Here is a 17,889-nt window from a genome sequence, read left to right on the forward strand (position 1 = left end):
GGTCGGGCGCACGCCGACACTAGGAAGGGCGTCGCGGCCGGGTCAACGCGAGGCGTCGCGGGGCGTAACCCTCCGGGTCCGCGCGTTCCCTACGCTGGGGTCATGTCCACAGCCAAGAGGGTCGTCGTCACGGGTGCGAGCTCGGGCATCGGCGCCGCCACCGTCCGCCTGTTCCGGAGCCGCGGATGGGACGTCGTCGGCGTCGCCCGCCGCGAGGACCGCCTGCGGGCGCTCGCCGAGGAGACCGGCGCCTCCTACGCGGTCGCCGACCTCACCGTGCAGGCCGACGTCGACTCCCTGCGCGACCACCTCCGCGAGACGGGGGACGTGCACGCGCTCGTCAACAACGCCGGGGGAGCGGTCGGCACCGACTCGGTCGAGGGCGGATCCGCCGCGGACTGGGCCTGGATGTACGAGATCAACGTGCTCGCCGTGCAGCGTGTGACGAGCGCGCTGCTGCCGCTGCTGCGCGCGGGCGTGCCGGCGGGCGGCAGCGCCGACGTGGTGACGGTCAGCTCGATCGCCGCGCACGTTCCCTACGAGGGCGGCGGCGGGTACAACGCCGCGAAGGCCGCGGTGCACGCGATGCTCGGCGTGCTGCGCCTGGAGCTCGCGGGCGAGCCGATCCGCGTGATCGAGATCGCGCCCGGCCAGGTGCGCACCGAGGAGTTCTCCCTCGTGCGCTTCGGCGGGGACCGGGCCCGGGCCGACGCCGTCTACGACGGCGTGCCCGGCCCGCTCACGGCGGAGGACGTGGCCGAGGCCATCGTCCACGCGGTGGAGCTGCCGCCGCACGTGAACGTCGACCTGCTCACCCTCAAGCCCGTCGCGCAGGCCGCCCCGCACAAGCTCGTGCGGAAGCCGCTGGCCGTGCGCGAGGAGCTGACCGACCGCCCCTGAACCGCAGCGCCGGTCCCGGGCCGCCTCGGCCCGTCCGGTCAGGCGGCGGGCTGCGTGGCGTCGGCGGCCGGCAGGTCCGGGAGGGGCCCCGTCAGGAACCCCTGCACGACGGGTCCGTGCAGGGCGACGACCATCTCGCGGGGCATGCTCGCGATGGGCTCGCTGCGCCAGATGTAGCGCGTGATGGCGATGCCGCCGAGCGCCGCGCCGACGAGGGAGTTGCGGATGTCCGCCTCCTCGGGGGGCGTGCCCTCGGGCAGCGCGTTGGTCCAGTGCTGCGGGGCGGCCTCGACGAAGCGGCGGTACGCGCCGCTGTCGTGGTCCGAGGTGACGGTGACCCAGCGCATGATCGTGGACCCCACCGGGTGCTCCCACGTGTGCAGAGCCGCGTCGACGAGGGCGGCGCCGCGCTCCTCGACGGGCAGCTCGCGGAGGCGGAGGTACGGGGCGACCAGGTCGTCCGAGGGGCGCAGCGCCTCCTCGAGGAGCGCCTCCAGCGAGCCGAAGTAGTAGCGGACGAGGCTGGGGTCGACGCCGGCCGTGGCGGCGATGCGGCGGGCGCTGACGCGGTCGGCGCCCGACTCGATGAACAGCATGCGGGCCGCGTCGATGATGCTGGCGCGCGCGTCGCCGGAGGTGCGCGGCCCCCGGCGCCTCGGGGTGGCGGCGTCGTCGGCGCGGTCGCGGGCATCGAGCTCGTTCGCCAGGACGGCCATGGGGCGTGCGTCTCGTGTCATGGTCCATCAACGTAGTGCGGGGCCGCTGGCCGGATGCCCCGCATGAGGGAATTGTGAACAACCCGTCGGGCGACCTGTAGTTTCGTCGAGGCGTCCTCGTGCCGCCTCCCCCTCCCTCCCGCTGAAGAAGGCGTCCGCGTGCCCCTGGTCCTCCCGCCCCTGTTCGAGATCGTCTCGCTGACGATCCTGGTCGTCGTCCTCGTCGCCGACCTGCTCATCGTGTACCGGCGCCCGCACGTGCCGTCCACGAAGGAGTCGGCCCTCTGGGTCGCGTTCTACGTGGGGCTCGCGCTCGTGTTCGCGGTCATCATGCTCGTCGTCGGCGGACCCGAGCACGCGGGCCAGTTCGTGGCGGGCTGGCTCACCGAGTACAGCCTCAGCATCGACAACCTCTTCGTCTTCGTCATCATCATGGGGCGGTTCAGCGTGCCCCGGAAGTACCAGCAGGAGGTGCTGATGGTGGGCATCATCATCGCGCTCGTGCTGCGCGGCGTCTTCATCCTGCTGGGCGCCGAGCTCATCGAGAGCTACAGCTGGATCTTCTACATCTTCGGCGCGTTCCTGCTCTACACGGCTGTGAAGCAGGCCGTCGGCGACGAGGACGAGGACAGCGAGGACTCGCTGTTCATCCGCTTCCTCCGCCGACGTCTGAAGATCGCGCCCGACTTCGACGGCTCCAAGGTGCGCACCGTCGTCGACGGCCGCAAGGTGCTCACGCCGATGGTGATCGTGTTCGTCTCGATCGGCACGACGGACCTGATCTTCGCGCTCGACTCGATCCCGGCCATCTTCGGCATCACGGAGTCGCCGTTCATCGTGTTCACCGCGAACATCTTCGCCCTCATGGGCCTCCGCCAGCTCTACTTCCTGCTCGGCGGGCTGCTCGACCGGCTCGTGTACCTCAAGTACGGGATCGCGTTCATCCTCTTCTTCATCGGCGTCAAGCTCGTGCTGCACGCGATGCACGAGAACACCCTGCCGTTCGTCAACGGCGGCCGGGGGATCGAGTGGGCGCCCGAGATCCCGACCGTGGTGAGCCTCGTGGTGATCCTCGCCTCCATGCTCGTCGCGACGGTCGCGAGCCTCATCAGGATGCGCGCCGACGGCACGCCCGTCACCGGCCCCGACGCCGGTGCCGCGCCGGTCGATCGCGCCGACGACGACCGGTCCGACCGGTGACCGACGCCCGCAGCATCGCGATCGGCGGCCGCAGGATCGACGTCTCCTGGGCCGCCCGCACCGACGTGGGCAGCGTCCGCGCCGTCAACGAGGACGGCCTGCTGGCGGATCCGCCGGTGTGGCTCGTGGCCGACGGCATGGGCGGCCACGCGTTCGGCGACCGGGCGAGCGCCACGCTCGTCGAGACCTTCGGCGGGCTGACGGGCGAGCAGCCCGTGACGCGCGACCTCATCGTGGAGGCCGTCGAGGCCTCCAACGAGGCGATCGGCGACCTCATCACGGGCGACGACCCGCCGGGCACGGTGGCGGGCACCACGCTCGCCGGCATCGCCCTCGTGCGCGCCGATGACGGCGAGCCCCTCTGGATGGTCTTCAACGTCGGCGACTCGCGCGTCTACGCGTGGACGGACGGGCGCCTGCAGCAGGTCACCGTCGACCACTCCGCCGTGCAGGAGCTCGTCGACCAGGGGCGCATGACGCGCGCGGAGGCCGAGCGCAGCCCGGTGCGGAACCTCATCACGCGGGCCGTGGGCTCGCACGACGAGGTCGCCGCGGACGAGTGGCTGCTGCCGGTCGCCGCGCACCAGGTCTTCCTCATCTGCTCGGACGGGCTCACCAAGGAGCTCGACGACGACGCCATCGACGCGGTCCTGCGCCTCGCGCACGAGGACGGCGGCGGCGTGGACCGCGCCGCCGACGCGCTGGTGGCGCAGGCCCTGGCGTCCGGGGGCCGGGACAACGTCACGGTCGTCGTGATCGAGGCGGCGTCCGACGAGCAGCCGGAGGCCGACGCGTCCGCGGGCGCGCCCCGCACCTGAGGAATAGCCGCGGGCACCCGGCGTTAGACTCCCATGATGCGCGAGGGCACCCTCGCGCCCCTGCCATGAGGAGAGCCGCGTGCGGACTGCGAAGACCCTGGCCGAGAAGGTGTGGGCCGACCACCTGGTCGCCGCGGGGGAGGATGGCACCCCCGACCTCCTCTACATCGACCTCCATCTCGTGCACGAGGTCACCAGCGCCCAGGCCTTCGACGGCCTCCGCCTCGCCGGCCGCCCCGTGCGCCGCCCGGACCTCACCATCGCCACCGAGGACCACAACACGCCGACGGTCGGCATCGACCGGCCCATCGCCGACCTCACGAGCCGCACGCAGATCCACGCCCTCCGCGCCAACGCCGAGGAGTTCGGGATCCGCCTGCACTCCCTCGGCGACATCGAGCAGGGCATCGTCCACGTGGTCGGCCCGCAGCTGGGCCTGACGATGCCCGGCATCACGGTCGTCTGCGGCGACTCGCACACGTCCACCCACGGCGCGTTCGGCGCCATGGCCTTCGGCATCGGCACGAGCGAGGTCGAGCACGTCCTGGCGACGCAGACGCTGCCGCTCCAGCCGTTCAAGACCATGGCGGTCACCGTGGAGGGCACCCTGCGCCCGGGTGTCACGGCCAAGGACATCATCCTCGCGGTCATCGCGCGGATCGGCACGGGCGGGGGCCAGGGCCACGTGCTCGAGTACCGCGGCAGCGCCATCCGCTCGCTCTCCATGGAGGGCCGCATGACGATCTGCAACATGTCGATCGAGGCCGGCGCGCGCGCGGGCATGATCGCTCCCGACCAGACCACGTACGACTACCTCCGCGGTCGGCCGCACGCCCCGACGGGCGCCGACTGGGACGAGGCCGTCGCCTACTGGGAGACGCTCGCCACCGACGACGACGCGGTGTTCGACGCCGAGGTCCACCTCGACGCCGACGCGCTCGAGCCCTTCGTGACGTGGGGCACGAACCCCGGCCAGGGCGTCTCGCTGAGCGAGCCCGTGCCGGATCCCGCCGCCGTCGCCGACCCGAACGAGCGCGCCGCCGCCGAGCGCGCCCTCGCCTACATGGACCTCGCCCCCGGCACGCCCATGAAGGACATCCGGGTCGACACCGTGTTCATCGGCTCCTGCACCAACAGCCGGGTGGAGGACCTGCGCGCCGCCGCCGAGATCGTGCGCGGCCGCACCAAGGCCGAGGGCGTCCGCGTGATGGTCGTCCCCGGCAGCGCGCGCGTCCGGCTCGAGGCCGAGGCCGAGGGCATCGACGAGGTCTTCATGGACTTCGGTGCCGAGTGGCGCTTCGCGGGCTGCTCGATGTGCCTCGGCATGAACCCGGACCAGCTCGCGCCGGGGGAGCGCTGCGCCTCCACCAGCAACCGCAACTTCGAGGGCCGCCAGGGCAAGGGCGGTCGCACGCACCTCGTGTCGCCGCTCGTGGCCGCGGCCACCGCCATCCGCGGCACGCTGTCGAGCCCGTGGGACCTGCAGGAGGACGGCGTCGTCGACGCGTCCACGGTGCGCATGGCCGCCGCCGTCGGACAGGGGGCCTGAGCCGTGGAGCCCATCACCCGCGTCACCGGCACCGCCGTCCCGCTCAGGCAGTCCAACGTCGACACCGACCAGATCGTCCCGTCCCAGTTCCTCAAGCGGGTCACCAAGACCGGGTTCGAGGACGCGCTGTTCTTCCAGTGGCGCAAGGACCCCGGCTTCTTCATCAACCAGCCGGTCTACGAGGGCGCCACCGTCCTCGTCGCCGGTCCGGACTTCGGCACGGGCTCGTCCCGCGAGCACGCCGTGTGGGCGCTGCGCGACTACGGCTTCCGCGCCGTGCTCAGCCCGAGGTTCGGCGACATCTTCCGGGGCAACTCCGGGAAGCAGGGCCTCCTCACGGGCATCGTGAGCGAGGACGACGTCGAGAGGCTGTGGACCGCGATGGACGCGGAGCCCGGGCTCGACCTCACCGTCGATCTCATCGAGCGGGTCGCCACGGCACCCGGCCTGACGGTCCCCTTCGAGATCGACGAATACACTCGGTGGCGGCTCCTCGAGGGGCTCGACGACATCGCCCTCACCCTCCGGGATGAGGACGCCATCACCACCTTCGAACACGAACGGGCCGCATGGCGCCCGCGCACCTTGCCGGCCCGGCCGGCAGCTCTGGAGAACTGAATGAACTCACTAGTCAGCGACGCCAAGAAGGCGGGGGAGCGGGTGGGCCTCCTGTCCGACTCCATCGTCATCAACGGCGGGATCCCGCTGCGTGGCCGCATCGAGGTCCGCGGGGCGAAGAACCTGGCCACCAAGGCCATGGTCGCCTCCCTCCTCGGCGAGAGCCCCAGCCTGCTGCGCTCGGTTCCCGACATCAGCGACGTCCGCGTCGTCTCCGGGCTCCTCGAGGTGCACGGCGTGACGCTCCGCAAGGGCGAGCAGGAGGGCGACCTCATCCTCGACCCGAAGGACGTCGAGAGCGCCCACATGGCGGACATCGACGCGCACGCCGGCAGCTCGCGGATCCCGATCCTCTTCTGCGGCCCGCTGCTGCACCGCCTCGGCGAGGCGTTCATCCCCGACCTCGGCGGCTGCCGCATCGGCGACCGCCCCATCGACTTCCACCTGGACGCGCTGCGCGCGTTCGGCGCCGTCGTCGAGAAGCTCCCGAGCGGCATCCGCCTCACGGCGCCGGACGGGCTGAAGGGCGCGAACGTCGAGCTGCCCTACCCGAGCGTGGGCGCGACCGAGCAGGTGCTCCTCACGGGCGTCCGCGCGAAGGGCGTCACGGAGCTGAAGAACGCGGCCATCGAGCCGGAGATCATGGACCTCATCGCGATCCTGCAGAAGATGGGCGCGATCATCTCCGTGGAGCCGAACCGCGTGATCCTCATCGAGGGCGTCGACCGCCTCGAGGGCTACACGCACCGCGCGCTCTTCGACCGCAACGAGGCCGCGAGCTGGGCCTCCGCCGCGCTCGCGACCGGCGGCGACATCTTCGTCGGCGGTGTCCGCCAGGCCGAGATGATGACGTTCCTCAACGTGTTCCGGAAGGTGGGCGGCGCGTTCGACATCGAGGAGGACGGCATCCGGTTCTACCACCCGGGCGGCGACCTCAAGCCCGTGGTCATCGAGACCGACGTGCACCCGGGCTTCATGACGGACTGGCAGCAGCCGCTCGTCGTGGCGCTCACGCAGGCGCCCGGCGTCTCGATCATCCACGAGACCGTGTACGAGAACCGCTTCGGCTTCACGGACGCGCTCAACGAGATGGGCGCGGACATCGTCGTCCACAAGGAGGGCCTCGAGGGCCACGAGCGCCGCGTGGCGCGGCGCGACTTCGAGCAGGCCGCGGTCATCACGGGGCCGACGCACCTGCACGGCGCGGACATCACCGTGCCGGACCTGCGCGGCGGCTTCAGCCACCTCATCGCCGCGCTGACGGCCGAGGGCCGGTCCACCGTCAGCAACGTGGGGATCATCTCCCGCGGCTACGAGGACTTCATCGGGAAGCTGCGCCAGCTCGGCGCGGACTTCTCCTACGAGGGCTAGCCTCGCCGGCGGCGCCCCGCGCCGCCCCGCCGGCCGGGCCCGTCCGCAGGGACGCGCCCGGCCATCCGCCGGGTGGACCGCACCCGGCGGGCGCCCGACGACGACCGCGACCCGACCGGAGCACCCATGGCGAACGAGAAGGCCCTACCGTCGATCTTCTGGGTGCTGGCCGCCCTCGTGCTGCCGGTGCTGAACACGGCCGTCCGGTTCGAGATCCGGCACCCCGAGCGGCTCCCGCGAACGGGCTCGTACGTGCTGGCGCCCAACCACTACAGCGAGATCGACCCGGTGGTCATGGGGGCCGTGGCGTGGAAGCTCGGGCGGCTGCCGCGGTTCCTCGCGAAGGCGTCGCTGTTCGACGTCCCGGTGGTCGGCTGGTTCCTCCGCCGCTCGGGGCAGATCCCGGTGCAGCGCGACGGCGGCGTCCGCGGCGGCGAGGCCCTCACCGCCGCGAAGGACCTGGCGCGCGACGGCCGCATCGTCGTCGTGTATCCGGAGGGCACGCTCACGCGCGACCCCGACCTCTGGCCCATGCGGGGCAAGACCGGCGCCGTGCGGCTCGCGCTGCAGGCCGGGATCCCCGTGGTCCCGATGGCGCACTGGGGCACGCAGCAGCTCATGGGCCGCTACTCGAAGCGCGTGCGCCTGTTCCCGCGCTCGACCGTCCACGTGGCCGTCGGCGAGCCGGTCGACCTCTCCCGCTTCCGCGACCGGAGCCTCGACTCCGCGACCCTGACCGAGGCGACCGCGGTCGTCATGGCCGCCATCACGGAGCTCCTCGAGGAGCTCCGCGGCGAGACCGCCCCCACCGAGCGCTGGGACCCCCGCTCGAACAACCAGAAGGAGACCGGCCGATTTGAGTGACGCGACCGCGAGCCCCCGACCCGCAGGATCCACCGTCCCGAGCGCGTCCGCATCGACGCCCGTCGACGCGACGGCAGGCCCGGGGGAGCGCCGCAAGGTCGTCGTCCTCGGCGCCGGCAGCTGGGGCACGACCTTCGCCAAGGTCATGGCCGACGGCGGCAGCGACGTGCTCATGTGGGCACGCCGCCCCGAGCTCGCGCGGGAGATCTCCGAGGCGCAGCGCAACAGCGACTACCTGCCGGGCGTGAACCTCCCGCGCCGGCTCACGGCGGACGCCTCCCTGGAGCGGGTGCTCGACGGCGCCACGGACGTGTTCGTCTCGGTCCCCAGCCAGACGCTGCGCCAGAACCTCGAGGCGGCCCGGGAGCTGATCCCGGCGGACGCCGTCGTCGTCAGCCTCATGAAGGGCGTGGAGAAGGGCACGGGCCTGCGCATGAGCGAGGTCATCGCGGAGACGCTGGGGCTCGGTGCCGCGCGCATCGCCGTGGCGTCGGGCCCGAACCTGGCGCTCGAGATCGCGCGCGAGCAGCCGACCGCCGCGGTCGTGTCGTCGGCGGATCCGGCCACGGCGGAGCGCATCGCCAAGATCGCCCGCAACCCCTACTTCCGGTCGTTCGTGAACACCGACGTGATCGGGACCGAGTTCGGCGGCGTGCTCAAGAACCTCATCGCGGTGGCGGTCGGGATCGTCGACGGCGTGGGGTACGGCGAGAACACGAAGGCGTCGATCATCACCCGCGGCCTCGCCGAGATGACCGCGTTCTCCGTCGCCTACGGCGCCCGGGCCGAGACCCTCGCGGGCCTCGCGGGGCTCGGCGACCTCATCGCCACGTGCGAGTCGTCGCTGTCCCGCAACAACACGGCCGGCCGCCTGCTCGGCCAGGGCTACAGCTTCGGCGACGTCGTGTCGCGCATGCAGCAGACCGCCGAGGGGCTCTCCTCCGTGGCGCCCGTGCTCGAGCTCGCCCGCCAGCGCGGCGTGGTGATGCCCATCGTCGAGCAGGTGTCGCAGGTGCTCGCGGGCACGCTCTCGCCGCGCGACATCGCCCCGCACCTCACGACCGACGACGACACTCCGCAGGGGGAATGACCATGGCCGACCGCATCCGCGTCGTCCTGCTGTTCGGCGGGACGTCCAGCGAGCACTCCATCAGCTGCGCGACGGCGAGCGGGGTCCTCGGCGCGCTCGACCGGGAGCGCTTCGAGGTGATCCCGGTGGGCGTCACCCGCCGCGGCGCCATGACGCTGCAGGCGGACGACGCGTCCGCCCTCGCGCTCGACGCCGAGGCCCTGCCCGAGGTCGCCGACAACGGCACGCGCGTGCGCTGGCCGGAGGACGCGTCGTCGCGCGAGCTGCACGTGCGGGACGCGGACGGCCCCGAGCGCTCGCTCGGCCGCGTCGACGTCGTGTTCCCCATCCTCCACGGCACCCAGGGCGAGGACGGGACGGTGCAGGGGATGCTCGAGCTCGCCGGCCTCCCGTACGTCGGCTCGGGCGTGCTGGCCTCGGCGCTCGGGATGGACAAGCACTTCGCGAAGACGGTGCTGCGCGACGCCGGAATCGCCGTGGCGCCGTGGACCACCGTGACGCGACGCGACTGGGAGGCCGACCCCGACGCCGTCCGCGCCCGGGCGGCGGAGCTCGCCCTGCCCGCGTTCGTGAAGCCGGCGCGCGCCGGATCGAGCGTCGGCGTGAGCCGCGTGGCGGAGCCGGGGGAGCTCGACGCCGCCCTCGCGACCGCGTTCCGGGAGGACGACCGCGTGCTCGTCGAGGCCGGCCTCGTCGGACGCGAGGTGGAGTGCGCGATCCTCGACGGCGGGCCCGGCACGCTGCCGCGCGCGTCCGTCGCGGGCGAGATCGTCGTCTCCGGCCGCGACTTCTACGACTTCGAGGCGAAGTACCTGGGCGCCGACGGCATCCAGCTGGTGTGCCCGGCGGACGTGACCGCGGATCAGCTCGCCGACATGCAGGAGCTGTCGATCCGCGCCTTCCGCGCCGTCGGCGCCCGCGGCCTCGCGCGCGTGGACTTCTTCCTGACGGCCGAGGGGTTCGTGCTCAACGAGATCAACACGATGCCCGGCTTCACGCCCATCTCGATGTTCCCCGCCTGCTGGGGCGCGTCGGGCGTCGCGTACCCCGACCTCATCTCGGAGCTGCTCGACGTGGCGCTCGCCTGGGAGGCGGAGGGACGGCGCACCTGAGGCGGCTCTCCGGGGCCGCGGCGGGCATCCGCGGGGCAGGCCGTCGAGGCAGGCGGCCGACGCCGACCGCCGGTCGCCGCGACGGGGAGAGCCTAGGCTCGACGCATGCTCGTAGGACGATCCGTCGCCCGGCCCCGCCTCCACCCCGACGCCCGGATCGGGTTCGCGGTGCGCCCGGCGGCCCGTCTCCGCGGCGAAGGCTCGCGGCCGGTGGGCGAGACCCCGACCGTCCGGCGGCCGACGGTCTCCGTCGTCATCCCCGTCCGCGACGACGCCGGGCACCTGCGGGCCTGCCTCCGGGCCCTCGCCGGCCAGACGGTCGCGCCGGACGAGGTCGTGGTCGTGGACAACGCCTCCCGCGACGACAGCGCGGAGGTCGCCCGCGCGGGCGGCGCGCGCGTCGTCCACGAGCCCGTGGTCGGGATCCCGGCGGCCGCGTCGACCGGCTACGACGCGGCGCGGCACGAGGTCATCGCGCGGCTCGACGCCGACTGCGTACCGCCCGCGGACTGGATCGAGCGGCTCGGCGACGTGCTCGCCGCGCGTCCCGACATCGCCGCCGTCACGGGCGCCGCGCGCTTCCTCGACGGCCCGCGCGCGCTCCGCGGCGTCGCGGCCGTCGCCTACCTCGGCGCCTACTTCGCCTCGGTGACGCTCGCGCTCGGGCACCCGCCGCTGTTCGGATCCAACTTCGCCCTCCGCGCCGACGCCTGGCGCGAGGTGCGCCACGAGGTGCACCGCGCGGGGACGCACCTGCACGACGACATCGACCTCTCGGTGCACCTGGGGCCCGAGCGGCGGATCGTGCTCGACCCGCGCCTGGGCATGGGGATCAGCATGCGTCCGCTGACGCGCCCGTCGACACTGCCGCTGCGGATGAGCCGGGGCATGGCGTCGCTCACGACGCACTGGCCGCGCGAGCTGCCGTGGCTGCGATGGTGGCGCGCGGGCCGGCTGGTCGTGGCCGCGCGCCGGGGGCACGGGCCGGATGCGCTCGAGGCGCCGGTCAGCTCCCGGGCGGCGGTGCCACGCCGAGGTCCTGCGCGCTGACGCAGCGGTTCGTCTGCGGGATGGCGCCGACGACCCGGCTCAGGTCCGTGAGGGCCGTGTAGCTCGCCTGCGTGGAGTCGATGACGACCTCCACGGCGGGCGTGCGCCCGTAGGTCGTGTAGCGGATGTTCGGCGCCCTGGTGTCGTCCTCCACCCAGTCGACGTCGTCGTAGCTGATGCAGGCGTCGGTCGTGGGCCCGGGCGGCGTCACGCCGCAGCGCAGGATCACCGTGCTCTGCGGATCGCCCCACGCTCCCGTGCCCTGGGCGTCGGTCTCGCGGAGCGGAGCGGAGCCGAGCTCGGCGGGCAGGTGCACGACCACGTCGGCGCAGAGCGGATCCGCCGCGTCGGCCGCGGGCTCGAGCGAGACGGTGGGGGTGCAGCCGGCGAGGAGGACGGCGAGGCCGCACGCGGCGACGGCGGCTGCGGCGGCGCGCACGGCGCGGGCGGGGCGGCGGGGAGTCATCGGGGTCAGGCTACCGTGGCACCCGTGACGACTCCTGAGACGCCCCGGCCCGACGACGCGACCCTGGGCAGCGCGGGGGAGCTCGCGACCCTCGCGCGGATCCTGCCCCGCCTGCCGGACGCCGACGCCGCCGACGCCGGGCCGGGTGACGACTGCGCCGTCGTGCGGGCGCCCGACGGCCGGTTCGTCATCACGACCGACATGATGGTCGAGGGGCCCGACTTCCGCCTGGCGTGGTCGACGCCGCACGACCTCGGGATGCGCGCCGCCGCCTCCAACCTCGCCGACGTCGCCGCGATGGGCGCCCGACCGACCGCCCTCCTCGTCGCGATCGCCGCGCCCGCCGACACGCCCGTGCGGGACCTCGAGGCGCTGGCCGACGGGCTGCGCGACGGCTGCCGCGCCCAGGCGCCCGGCTGCGGCGTGGTCGGCGGCGACCTCTCCGTGTCGGACGCGCTCGTCATCACGGTCACCGCGACGGGCGACCTCGAGGGCCGCGCCCCGGTGCTGCGCTCCGGCGCGCGCCCCGGGGACGTGATCGCCGTGGCGGGCACGCTCGGCATGGCCGCCGCCGGCGTCCGGCTGCTGTTCGACCACGCGCGCCGGGCCGATGCGGGCGGCGAACCGGTCCCCGACGCTGACCTCGCGCGGGCGCTCCGGTCCGCGCATCCCGACGCGGTCGAGGCGCAGCTCTCGCCGGTCGCGCCCATCGCCGCCGGGGTGGAGGCGGCCCGCGCCGGGGCCACGGCGATGCTCGACGTCTCCGACGGGCCGCTCCTCGACCTCGCCCGGATGGCGCGCGCGAGCGGCGTGGCCATCGACCTCGCGACCGCGGCCCTCGCCGCCGACGTCCGGCGCGTCGCGGACGCGCATCCTGCTCTCCCGTCCCTGGCCCTCGACCTCGTCCTCACGGGCGGCGAGGACCACGGACTCGCCGCCGCCTTCCCCGCGGGCGCCCCGATCCCCGGGTCGTTCCGGGTCGTCGGCGTCGTGCGGGAGGCGGGCGCCCGGGGTCCGTCGGTCACGGTCGACGGCGCTCCGTACGAGGGCCCGCGGACCCCGCGCGGCGGCTGGGACCCGTACGCCGACTGGGACGGCGCGCGCTAGCCCCGATCCGCCGCGGCCCACCACACGACGGTGTCGCCGTAGGCCCGGCGTCGGTCGAGCGCGATGCCGACGGGCCACGCGGGCTCCGCCGATCGGGCGCTCCGCTCCACCATGACGACCGCGTCGTCGGCGAGCCGCGGCGCGAGGGCGGCCAGCTCCTCGGCGAGCTCCGCGTCGCCCACCTCGTACGGCGGATCCAGGAACGCGACGTCGTAGGTGCCGCGGTCGCCGAGGAGGAAGGCGTGCACGCTCTGGGCGGCGACGCGGATGGCCAGTTCGGCTCCGCGCGGCGCCGCGCCCTCGAGGATGCGCGCGTTCGACCGGCACACGGACGCGGCCGGGGTGGCGCGCTCCACCAGCACCACCTCGCGCGCCCCGCGGCTCGCGGCCTCGAGGCCGAGGGCGCCGGATCCGGCGTAGAGGTCCAGGACCCGTGCGCCGTCGAGCGCGTCGCGGGCCTCGAGACCGGAGAAGAGGGCCTCGCGCACCCGGTCGCTCGTGGGGCGCGTGCCGGTCCTCGGGACCCGGAGCACGAGGGAGCCGGCGAACCCGGCGACGATGCGGGTCACGACGTGCGTCCGGCGGGACGCGGAGCGGCAGGGATCGGGGCGGGGTCCACGGGCGTCCACGCTACCCGTCCGCGGCCGCGTCCAGCCGCTCACGGCCGCTCCCCGGACGCGCGGGGGGAGCTGACGTATGCTCGCAAGACGCCCACGACGCTGGAGGATCCGCGTGACGAGCCCCGAGTCCGAGTCCGTTCCCCTGCACGGCGATCCGGGCGTCGCGCCCGCGCGCATCCACCCCGCCCCGCGGACGGGGGCCCACGCCCCCGCCTCACGCGGGTCCCGGGCCATGCCGCTGACGGAGGTGCGCCGGCTCGCCGACCTCATCCTCGGCAACGTCGACGCCGTCATGTCCGGCAAGCAGGACGCCACCCGCATGGCCCTCACCGTGTTCCTCTCCGGCGGCCACCTCCTCATCGAGGACGTGCCGGGGGTCGGGAAGACCATGCTCGCCAAGGCGCTGGCGCGGAGCGTCGACTGCACCGTCAACCGGATCCAGTTCACGCCCGACCTGCTCCCCTCGGACGTCACGGGCGTCTCCGTGTACAGCCAGGCCGACCACCGCTTCGAGTTCCAGCCGGGCGCCGTGTTCGCGAACATCGTCATCGGCGACGAGATCAACCGCGCGAGTCCCAAGACGCAGTCCGCGCTCCTCGAGTGCATGGAGGAGGGGCAGGTCACGGTCGACGGCGTCACGCACGGGCTCCAGCAGCCGTTCACGGTCGTCGCCACGCAGAACCCGGTCGAGATGGAGGGCACGTACGCGCTCCCCGAGGCGCAGCGCGACCGCTTCATGGCCCGGATCTCGATGGGCTACCCCGACGCCGACGCCGAGCTGGCGATGCTCCGCGACCGCGACACGGTGAGCCCGCTCGACGAGCTGCGGCCCGTGGTCGACGCCGACGAGCTCGACGCGATGATGCACGCGGCCCGCGGGGTCTACGTGTCCGATCCCGTCTCGCGCTACGCGGTGGCGATCGTGCAGGCCACCCGCGGTCACGAGGACATCCGCCTGGGCGCGAGCCCCCGCGCCACCCTGCAGCTCATCCGCGCCGCGAAGACCCGCGCCGCGCTCGACGGCCGCGACTTCGTGCTGCCCGACGACATCGACGCGCTGGCCGCGCCGGTGCTCGGGCACCGGCTCGTCGCCACGGGCCGGGCGCTCGGCCGGCGCGGCAGCGGGCAGGCGGCCGTGGTCGAGATCCTCGAGCGGATCGTCGCCACCACGTCCGTGCCGCTGAGCGCCGCGGGCCGGGCGCGCTGACGTCGTGCGGCCCCTCGCGCGCCTGATGCGGAGGGTCGGCATCGAGGCCGTCCCGCATCCGACCCTCCGGGGCATCGCCCTGCTCGCCGCGGGCGTCGCGGCGTTCGCGGGCGCGTTCCTCGCGGGGCGGCGCGAGTTCGTCTTCATCGGCGCCGCGGTGCTCGCGCTGCCGCTGCTCGCGGCCGCCTGGCTCGTGGTCGCGCGCATCCGGCTGCACGTCGAGCGCTCCTTCTCCTCGGACGTCGTCGAGTCCGGCACCGCGACGACCGTCACCGTGTCCGTGTCGAGCACGGGCCCCTTCGCGACGCCGCCGGCGCAGGTGCTGGACGTCGTGCCCGGCGTGGAGGGAGCGACCCCGCCCGCGGCGCTGCCGTCCCTTCGGGGGCTCGCCCGCGGATCACGGCGCGCCGCCGTCCGGCCGGTCCTCCGCTACGACCTGACGCCCGAGCGCCGCGGCGTGCACGAGGTGGGGCCGCTCGCGGTCGAGGAGAACGACCCGTTCCGCCTCATGCTGCTGCGCCACGTCGCCGGCGGCACCTCGCGGCTCGTCGTGACGCCGCGCATCGCCGACCTCGAGGCGGAGCCCTCCGGCCAGGTGTCGTCGGAGGGCGAGTCCGAGCGCGTCCAGCGCCGGGCGGACGGCGGCGAGGACGACCTCGGCACGCGCGAGTACCGGGCGGGGGATCCGCTCCGCCGCGTGCACTGGCGCGCCACCGCCCGCCACGGCGAGCTCATGGTGCGACAGGAGGAGCAGCGGTCGAGCCCGCGCTCGCTCGTGCTCCTCGACACCCGCGCGTCCGCCTTCCCCCGGTACGCGGACGACGACGACGAGGGCGACCGCGCGTTCGAGCGCGCGGTGTCCTTCGCCGCGAGCGTCGCCGTGCACCTCCAGCGCGGCGGATACGCGGTGCAGCTCCTCGAGACCGCGGGCGCCTCCGACGCCCCCGCCCCGGGCCGCGGCGCCGAGCCCGCGAGCGAGGCCGACCTGCTGCTCCGCCTCGCCGAGGTGCGCCCGACCGATCCCGACCCCGACCGCGACGCCGTGCAGGAGCTGCTGTCCGACCTCCGCCGCAGCCGCCGGGCCGTCCCCCTGCACGCGGTGCTCGGCCACCTCGACGAGGCCGAGGCCCGGCGCCTCGCCGGGCTCGGATCCACCTGCCGTCCCGCCGTCGCGTTCCTCGCGCACCCCGGCCGCGTCGACGGACGCGACGACCGGGAGGCCCTCCGCATCCTCCGCGAGTCCGGCTGGACCACCGTGGTCCTCGGCGAGGGCATCCGACCCGCAGACGCGTGGCACGCCGCGCGCTCCGAGGAGATGGCCCGGTGACCGACCTCGGCTCCGTCGGACTCGGCGGCCGCGAGCGCTGGACCGTCGAGCCGCGGCCCCTGCCGGGCGAACGGCGCGGGGGACGCGGCGCGGGCGCATCCGGCATGCCCGGGCGCGACGGCCGTCCGCCCCGTCCCCGCGGCCGCGCCGCCGCCCGCTGGCCGCTCACGGCCGCCCTCGCGGTGGCTCTCCTGGCCGCCGCCGCGAGCCTCCACCTGCTCATCGAGACCGGTCCCTGGTTCCTGCTCTGCGCGGTCGTCGTGGCGGCGGTCCTCGGATCCGCCGCGCTGCTCCGCGCCGCGGGCGCGCCGCGGATCCTCGCCTCGGGCGGCGCGCTCGTCGTGCTCGTGCTCCTCGTCACGCTCGTGTTCGCGGGACGCACGGCGATCCTCGGCGTGCTGCCGACCCCGGAGACCGTGCGGACGCTCGTGGCCGTGGGGGAGCAGGCGGGGGAGGAGATCTACCGCCGCTCCGCGCCCGTGCCGCCGCTCGCGTCCATCGTCTTCGTGGCCGTCGCGTCGATCGGGGCTCTCGCCGTCCTGCTCGACGTGCTCGCGTCGGTGCTCCGCATGCCCGCCGTCACGGGCCTGCCGCTGCTCGTGCTCGTGTCCGTGCCGGGCGCGATCCTCGTCGGCGAGTTCTCGGTCGCGTCCTTCGCCGTCACGGCGCTGGCGTGGTTCGCGGTGCTCGCGGCCGATGCGCGCGACCGCGGGAGCGACCTGCCGGGCGGGCGGGCGTCGTCGGGCGACCGCGGATCCGGCCGCGGGAGCCCGGGCGCCGCGCGCGCGACCCTCGTCTCCGCGGGCGCGCTCGCGGCCGGCGCCGTCGTCGTCGCGTTGGTCGCCCCCGCGATCGTCCCCGGGCTCACGAGCGCCACGTTCCCCACCGCCTCCGGAGCGGGAGCCAGCGGCTCCCGCGTCGTCAACCCGATCCTCGACCTCGGCGACGACCTCCGCCGCCCGGTCGACGTCGACGCGCTCCGCTACTCGACCGGGTCGTCGACGCCCCTCTACTTCAAGGTCACCACGCTGTCCCGCTTCGAGGGCGAGGAATGGGCGCCGTCGCCGCTCCGGCCGCCCGAGGAGAACACGGTCGACGCGATCGGGCCCGACCTGGGCGCCGGCCGCGACGTGCCCGTCGAGGACGTCGAGGCGCGCGTGCAGGTCGAGGGCTCCTCGAGCGCCTGGCTGCCCGCGCCGTACGCCCCGCGCAGCGTCGCCGGTCTCGAGGGCACGTGGCGGTGGTCGGAGCAGGGCCTCGCGATCCGCTCGTCCGACTCCGATAGCCGCGACCAGAGCTACACCGTGCGCTCCGAGCTCCCCCGTCCGTCCGCCGAGCAGCTGAGGGCCGCACCGCCGGCGACCGCGGGCGATCTGTCGCCGTTCCTGCAGATCCCGGACGGGACGCCGGCCGTGGTGGGCACCACGACGGCCGACGTGCTCGCCGGGATCGACGACCCCTACGACAAGGCCCTCGCGCTCCAGCGGTTCTTCACGGACGGCCGGTTCCGCTACTCCGAGGAGGCGCCCGTCCAGCAGGGCTACGACGGCAGCGGCGTCGACGTCGTCGGCGAGTTCCTGCGGGTGCGCGCGGGGTACTGCGTGCACTTCGCGTCGGCCATGGCGATCATGGCGCGCGAGGCCGGCATCCCGTCGCGCGTGGCCGTGGGCTACCTCCCGGGCTCGCAGGTCGGCCGCGACGGCGACCTCATCACCTACCGCGTCGGCTCGCACGACCTGCACTCGTGGCCGGAGCTGTACTTCGCGGGCATCGGCTGGATCCCCTTCGAGCCGACCCCCGGCCGCGGGCAGGCCGCGCCGTACGCGCAGCCCTCCGCCGCCCCGACCGCCGCGCCGACCCCCTCCGCCGCGCCG

General features: G+C 74.5%; 17 protein-coding genes. 14 read left to right on the forward strand and 3 right to left on the reverse strand.

The genetic code is table 11. The features are described from left to right. The first annotated feature begins 102 nt into the window (after positions 1 to 102). Complete coding sequence (locus tag AWH51_RS03440) at positions 103 to 900, forward strand: SDR family NAD(P)-dependent oxidoreductase (RefSeq protein ID WP_063070735.1); 798 nt, start codon at positions 103 to 105, stop codon at positions 898 to 900. A gap of 38 nt (positions 901 to 938) precedes the next feature. Here AWH51_RS03440 and AWH51_RS03445 read toward each other — a convergent pair whose 3' ends face one another. Then, entirely contained in the window at positions 939 to 1,637 is a 699-nt protein-coding gene (locus tag AWH51_RS03445; RefSeq protein WP_254654461.1) for a TetR/AcrR family transcriptional regulator, read from the reverse strand. Between the two features lie 138 nt (positions 1,638 to 1,775). Here AWH51_RS03445 and AWH51_RS03450 point away from each other — a divergent pair, with 138 nt between their 5' ends. The 9 genes from AWH51_RS03450 to AWH51_RS03490 all read left to right on the forward strand — a co-directional run bounded on the left by AWH51_RS03450 (position 1,776) and on the right by AWH51_RS03490 (position 11,288). Further along, on the forward strand, positions 1,776 to 2,816 hold the full coding sequence (locus tag AWH51_RS03450; RefSeq protein ID WP_081234836.1) for a TerC family protein: 1,041 nt from the start codon (positions 1,776 to 1,778) through the stop codon (positions 2,814 to 2,816). Next, positions 2,813 to 3,634, forward strand: a complete 822-nt coding sequence (locus tag AWH51_RS03455) for a PP2C family protein-serine/threonine phosphatase (protein ID WP_063070737.1) — start codon at positions 2,813 to 2,815, stop codon at positions 3,632 to 3,634. Before AWH51_RS03450 ends, AWH51_RS03455 begins: the two co-directional genes overlap by 4 nt. A gap of 79 nt (positions 3,635 to 3,713) precedes the next feature. Beyond that, complete coding sequence (gene leuC / locus AWH51_RS03460; protein ID WP_063070738.1) at positions 3,714 to 5,183, forward strand: 3-isopropylmalate dehydratase large subunit; 1,470 nt, start codon at positions 3,714 to 3,716, stop codon at positions 5,181 to 5,183. A 3-nt stretch (positions 5,184 to 5,186) separates the two neighbouring features. Then, positions 5,187 to 5,801 (forward strand): 3-isopropylmalate dehydratase small subunit, encoded by a 615-nt coding sequence (gene leuD, locus AWH51_RS03465; RefSeq protein WP_063070739.1) that lies wholly within the window; start codon positions 5,187 to 5,189, stop codon positions 5,799 to 5,801. Further along, positions 5,802 to 7,172: a UDP-N-acetylglucosamine 1-carboxyvinyltransferase gene (murA, locus tag AWH51_RS03470; protein ID WP_063070740.1), complete on the forward strand. Its 1,371-nt coding sequence runs from the start codon at positions 5,802 to 5,804 to the stop codon at positions 7,170 to 7,172. A 126-nt stretch (positions 7,173 to 7,298) separates the two neighbouring features. Beyond that, entirely contained in the window at positions 7,299 to 8,036 is a 738-nt protein-coding gene (locus AWH51_RS03475) for a lysophospholipid acyltransferase family protein (protein WP_063070741.1), read from the forward strand. After that, positions 8,029 to 9,126, forward strand: a complete 1,098-nt coding sequence (locus AWH51_RS03480; RefSeq protein WP_063070742.1) for an NAD(P)H-dependent glycerol-3-phosphate dehydrogenase — start codon at positions 8,029 to 8,031, stop codon at positions 9,124 to 9,126. Before AWH51_RS03475 ends, AWH51_RS03480 begins: the two co-directional genes overlap by 8 nt. A 2-nt stretch (positions 9,127 to 9,128) precedes the next feature. Further along, positions 9,129 to 10,238, forward strand: coding sequence for a D-alanine--D-alanine ligase family protein (locus tag AWH51_RS03485; RefSeq protein ID WP_063070743.1), 1,110 nt, complete (start codon positions 9,129 to 9,131; stop codon positions 10,236 to 10,238). Between the two features lie 105 nt (positions 10,239 to 10,343). Beyond that, positions 10,344 to 11,288, forward strand: coding sequence for a glycosyltransferase family 2 protein (locus tag AWH51_RS03490; protein ID WP_081234838.1), 945 nt, complete (start codon positions 10,344 to 10,346; stop codon positions 11,286 to 11,288). On the opposite strand, the gene AWH51_RS03495 is transcribed toward AWH51_RS03490, so the two are convergent. Next, a complete protein-coding gene (locus AWH51_RS03495; RefSeq protein ID WP_063070744.1) occupies positions 11,245 to 11,754 on the reverse strand; it encodes a DUF3515 domain-containing protein in 510 nt (169 codons plus the stop codon). The two genes, AWH51_RS03490 and AWH51_RS03495, sit on opposite strands and share 44 nt — an antisense overlap. Positions 11,755 to 11,778: 24 nt before the next feature. On the opposite strand from AWH51_RS03495, the gene AWH51_RS03500 reads away from it, so the two are divergent. Then, positions 11,779 to 12,861, forward strand: a complete 1,083-nt coding sequence (locus AWH51_RS03500) for a thiamine-phosphate kinase (protein ID WP_063070745.1) — start codon at positions 11,779 to 11,781, stop codon at positions 12,859 to 12,861. Here AWH51_RS03500 and rsmD read toward each other — a convergent pair. Further along, positions 12,858 to 13,430 carry a 16S rRNA (guanine(966)-N(2))-methyltransferase RsmD gene (rsmD, locus tag AWH51_RS03505; RefSeq protein WP_063070746.1) on the reverse strand — a complete coding sequence of 191 codons (573 nt, stop codon included), beginning with the start codon at positions 13,428 to 13,430 and terminating at the stop codon, positions 12,858 to 12,860. The two genes, AWH51_RS03500 and rsmD, sit on opposite strands and share 4 nt — an antisense overlap. 283 nt (positions 13,431 to 13,713) lie before the next feature. Between rsmD and AWH51_RS03510 the strand changes: the two genes are divergently transcribed. The 3 genes from AWH51_RS03510 to AWH51_RS03520 form a co-directional block, all read left to right on the forward strand. Next, on the forward strand, positions 13,714 to 14,688 hold the full coding sequence (locus AWH51_RS03510) for an AAA family ATPase (protein WP_107490156.1): 975 nt from the start codon (positions 13,714 to 13,716) through the stop codon (positions 14,686 to 14,688). Positions 14,689 to 14,692: 4 nt separating this feature from the next. Next, positions 14,693 to 16,015, forward strand: a complete 1,323-nt coding sequence (locus AWH51_RS03515; protein WP_254654462.1) for a DUF58 domain-containing protein — start codon at positions 14,693 to 14,695, stop codon at positions 16,013 to 16,015. Then, a partial coding sequence (locus AWH51_RS03520; protein WP_063070747.1) for a transglutaminaseTgpA domain-containing protein occupies positions 16,012 to 17,889 on the forward strand: 1,878 nt, incomplete at its 3' end. The genes AWH51_RS03515 and AWH51_RS03520, both read left to right, overlap by 4 nt.

The sequence above is a fragment of the Clavibacter tessellarius genome (assembly GCF_001618005.1).
In the GTDB taxonomy this organism is placed as follows: Bacteria; Actinomycetota; Actinomycetes; order Actinomycetales; family Microbacteriaceae; genus Clavibacter; species Clavibacter tessellarius_A.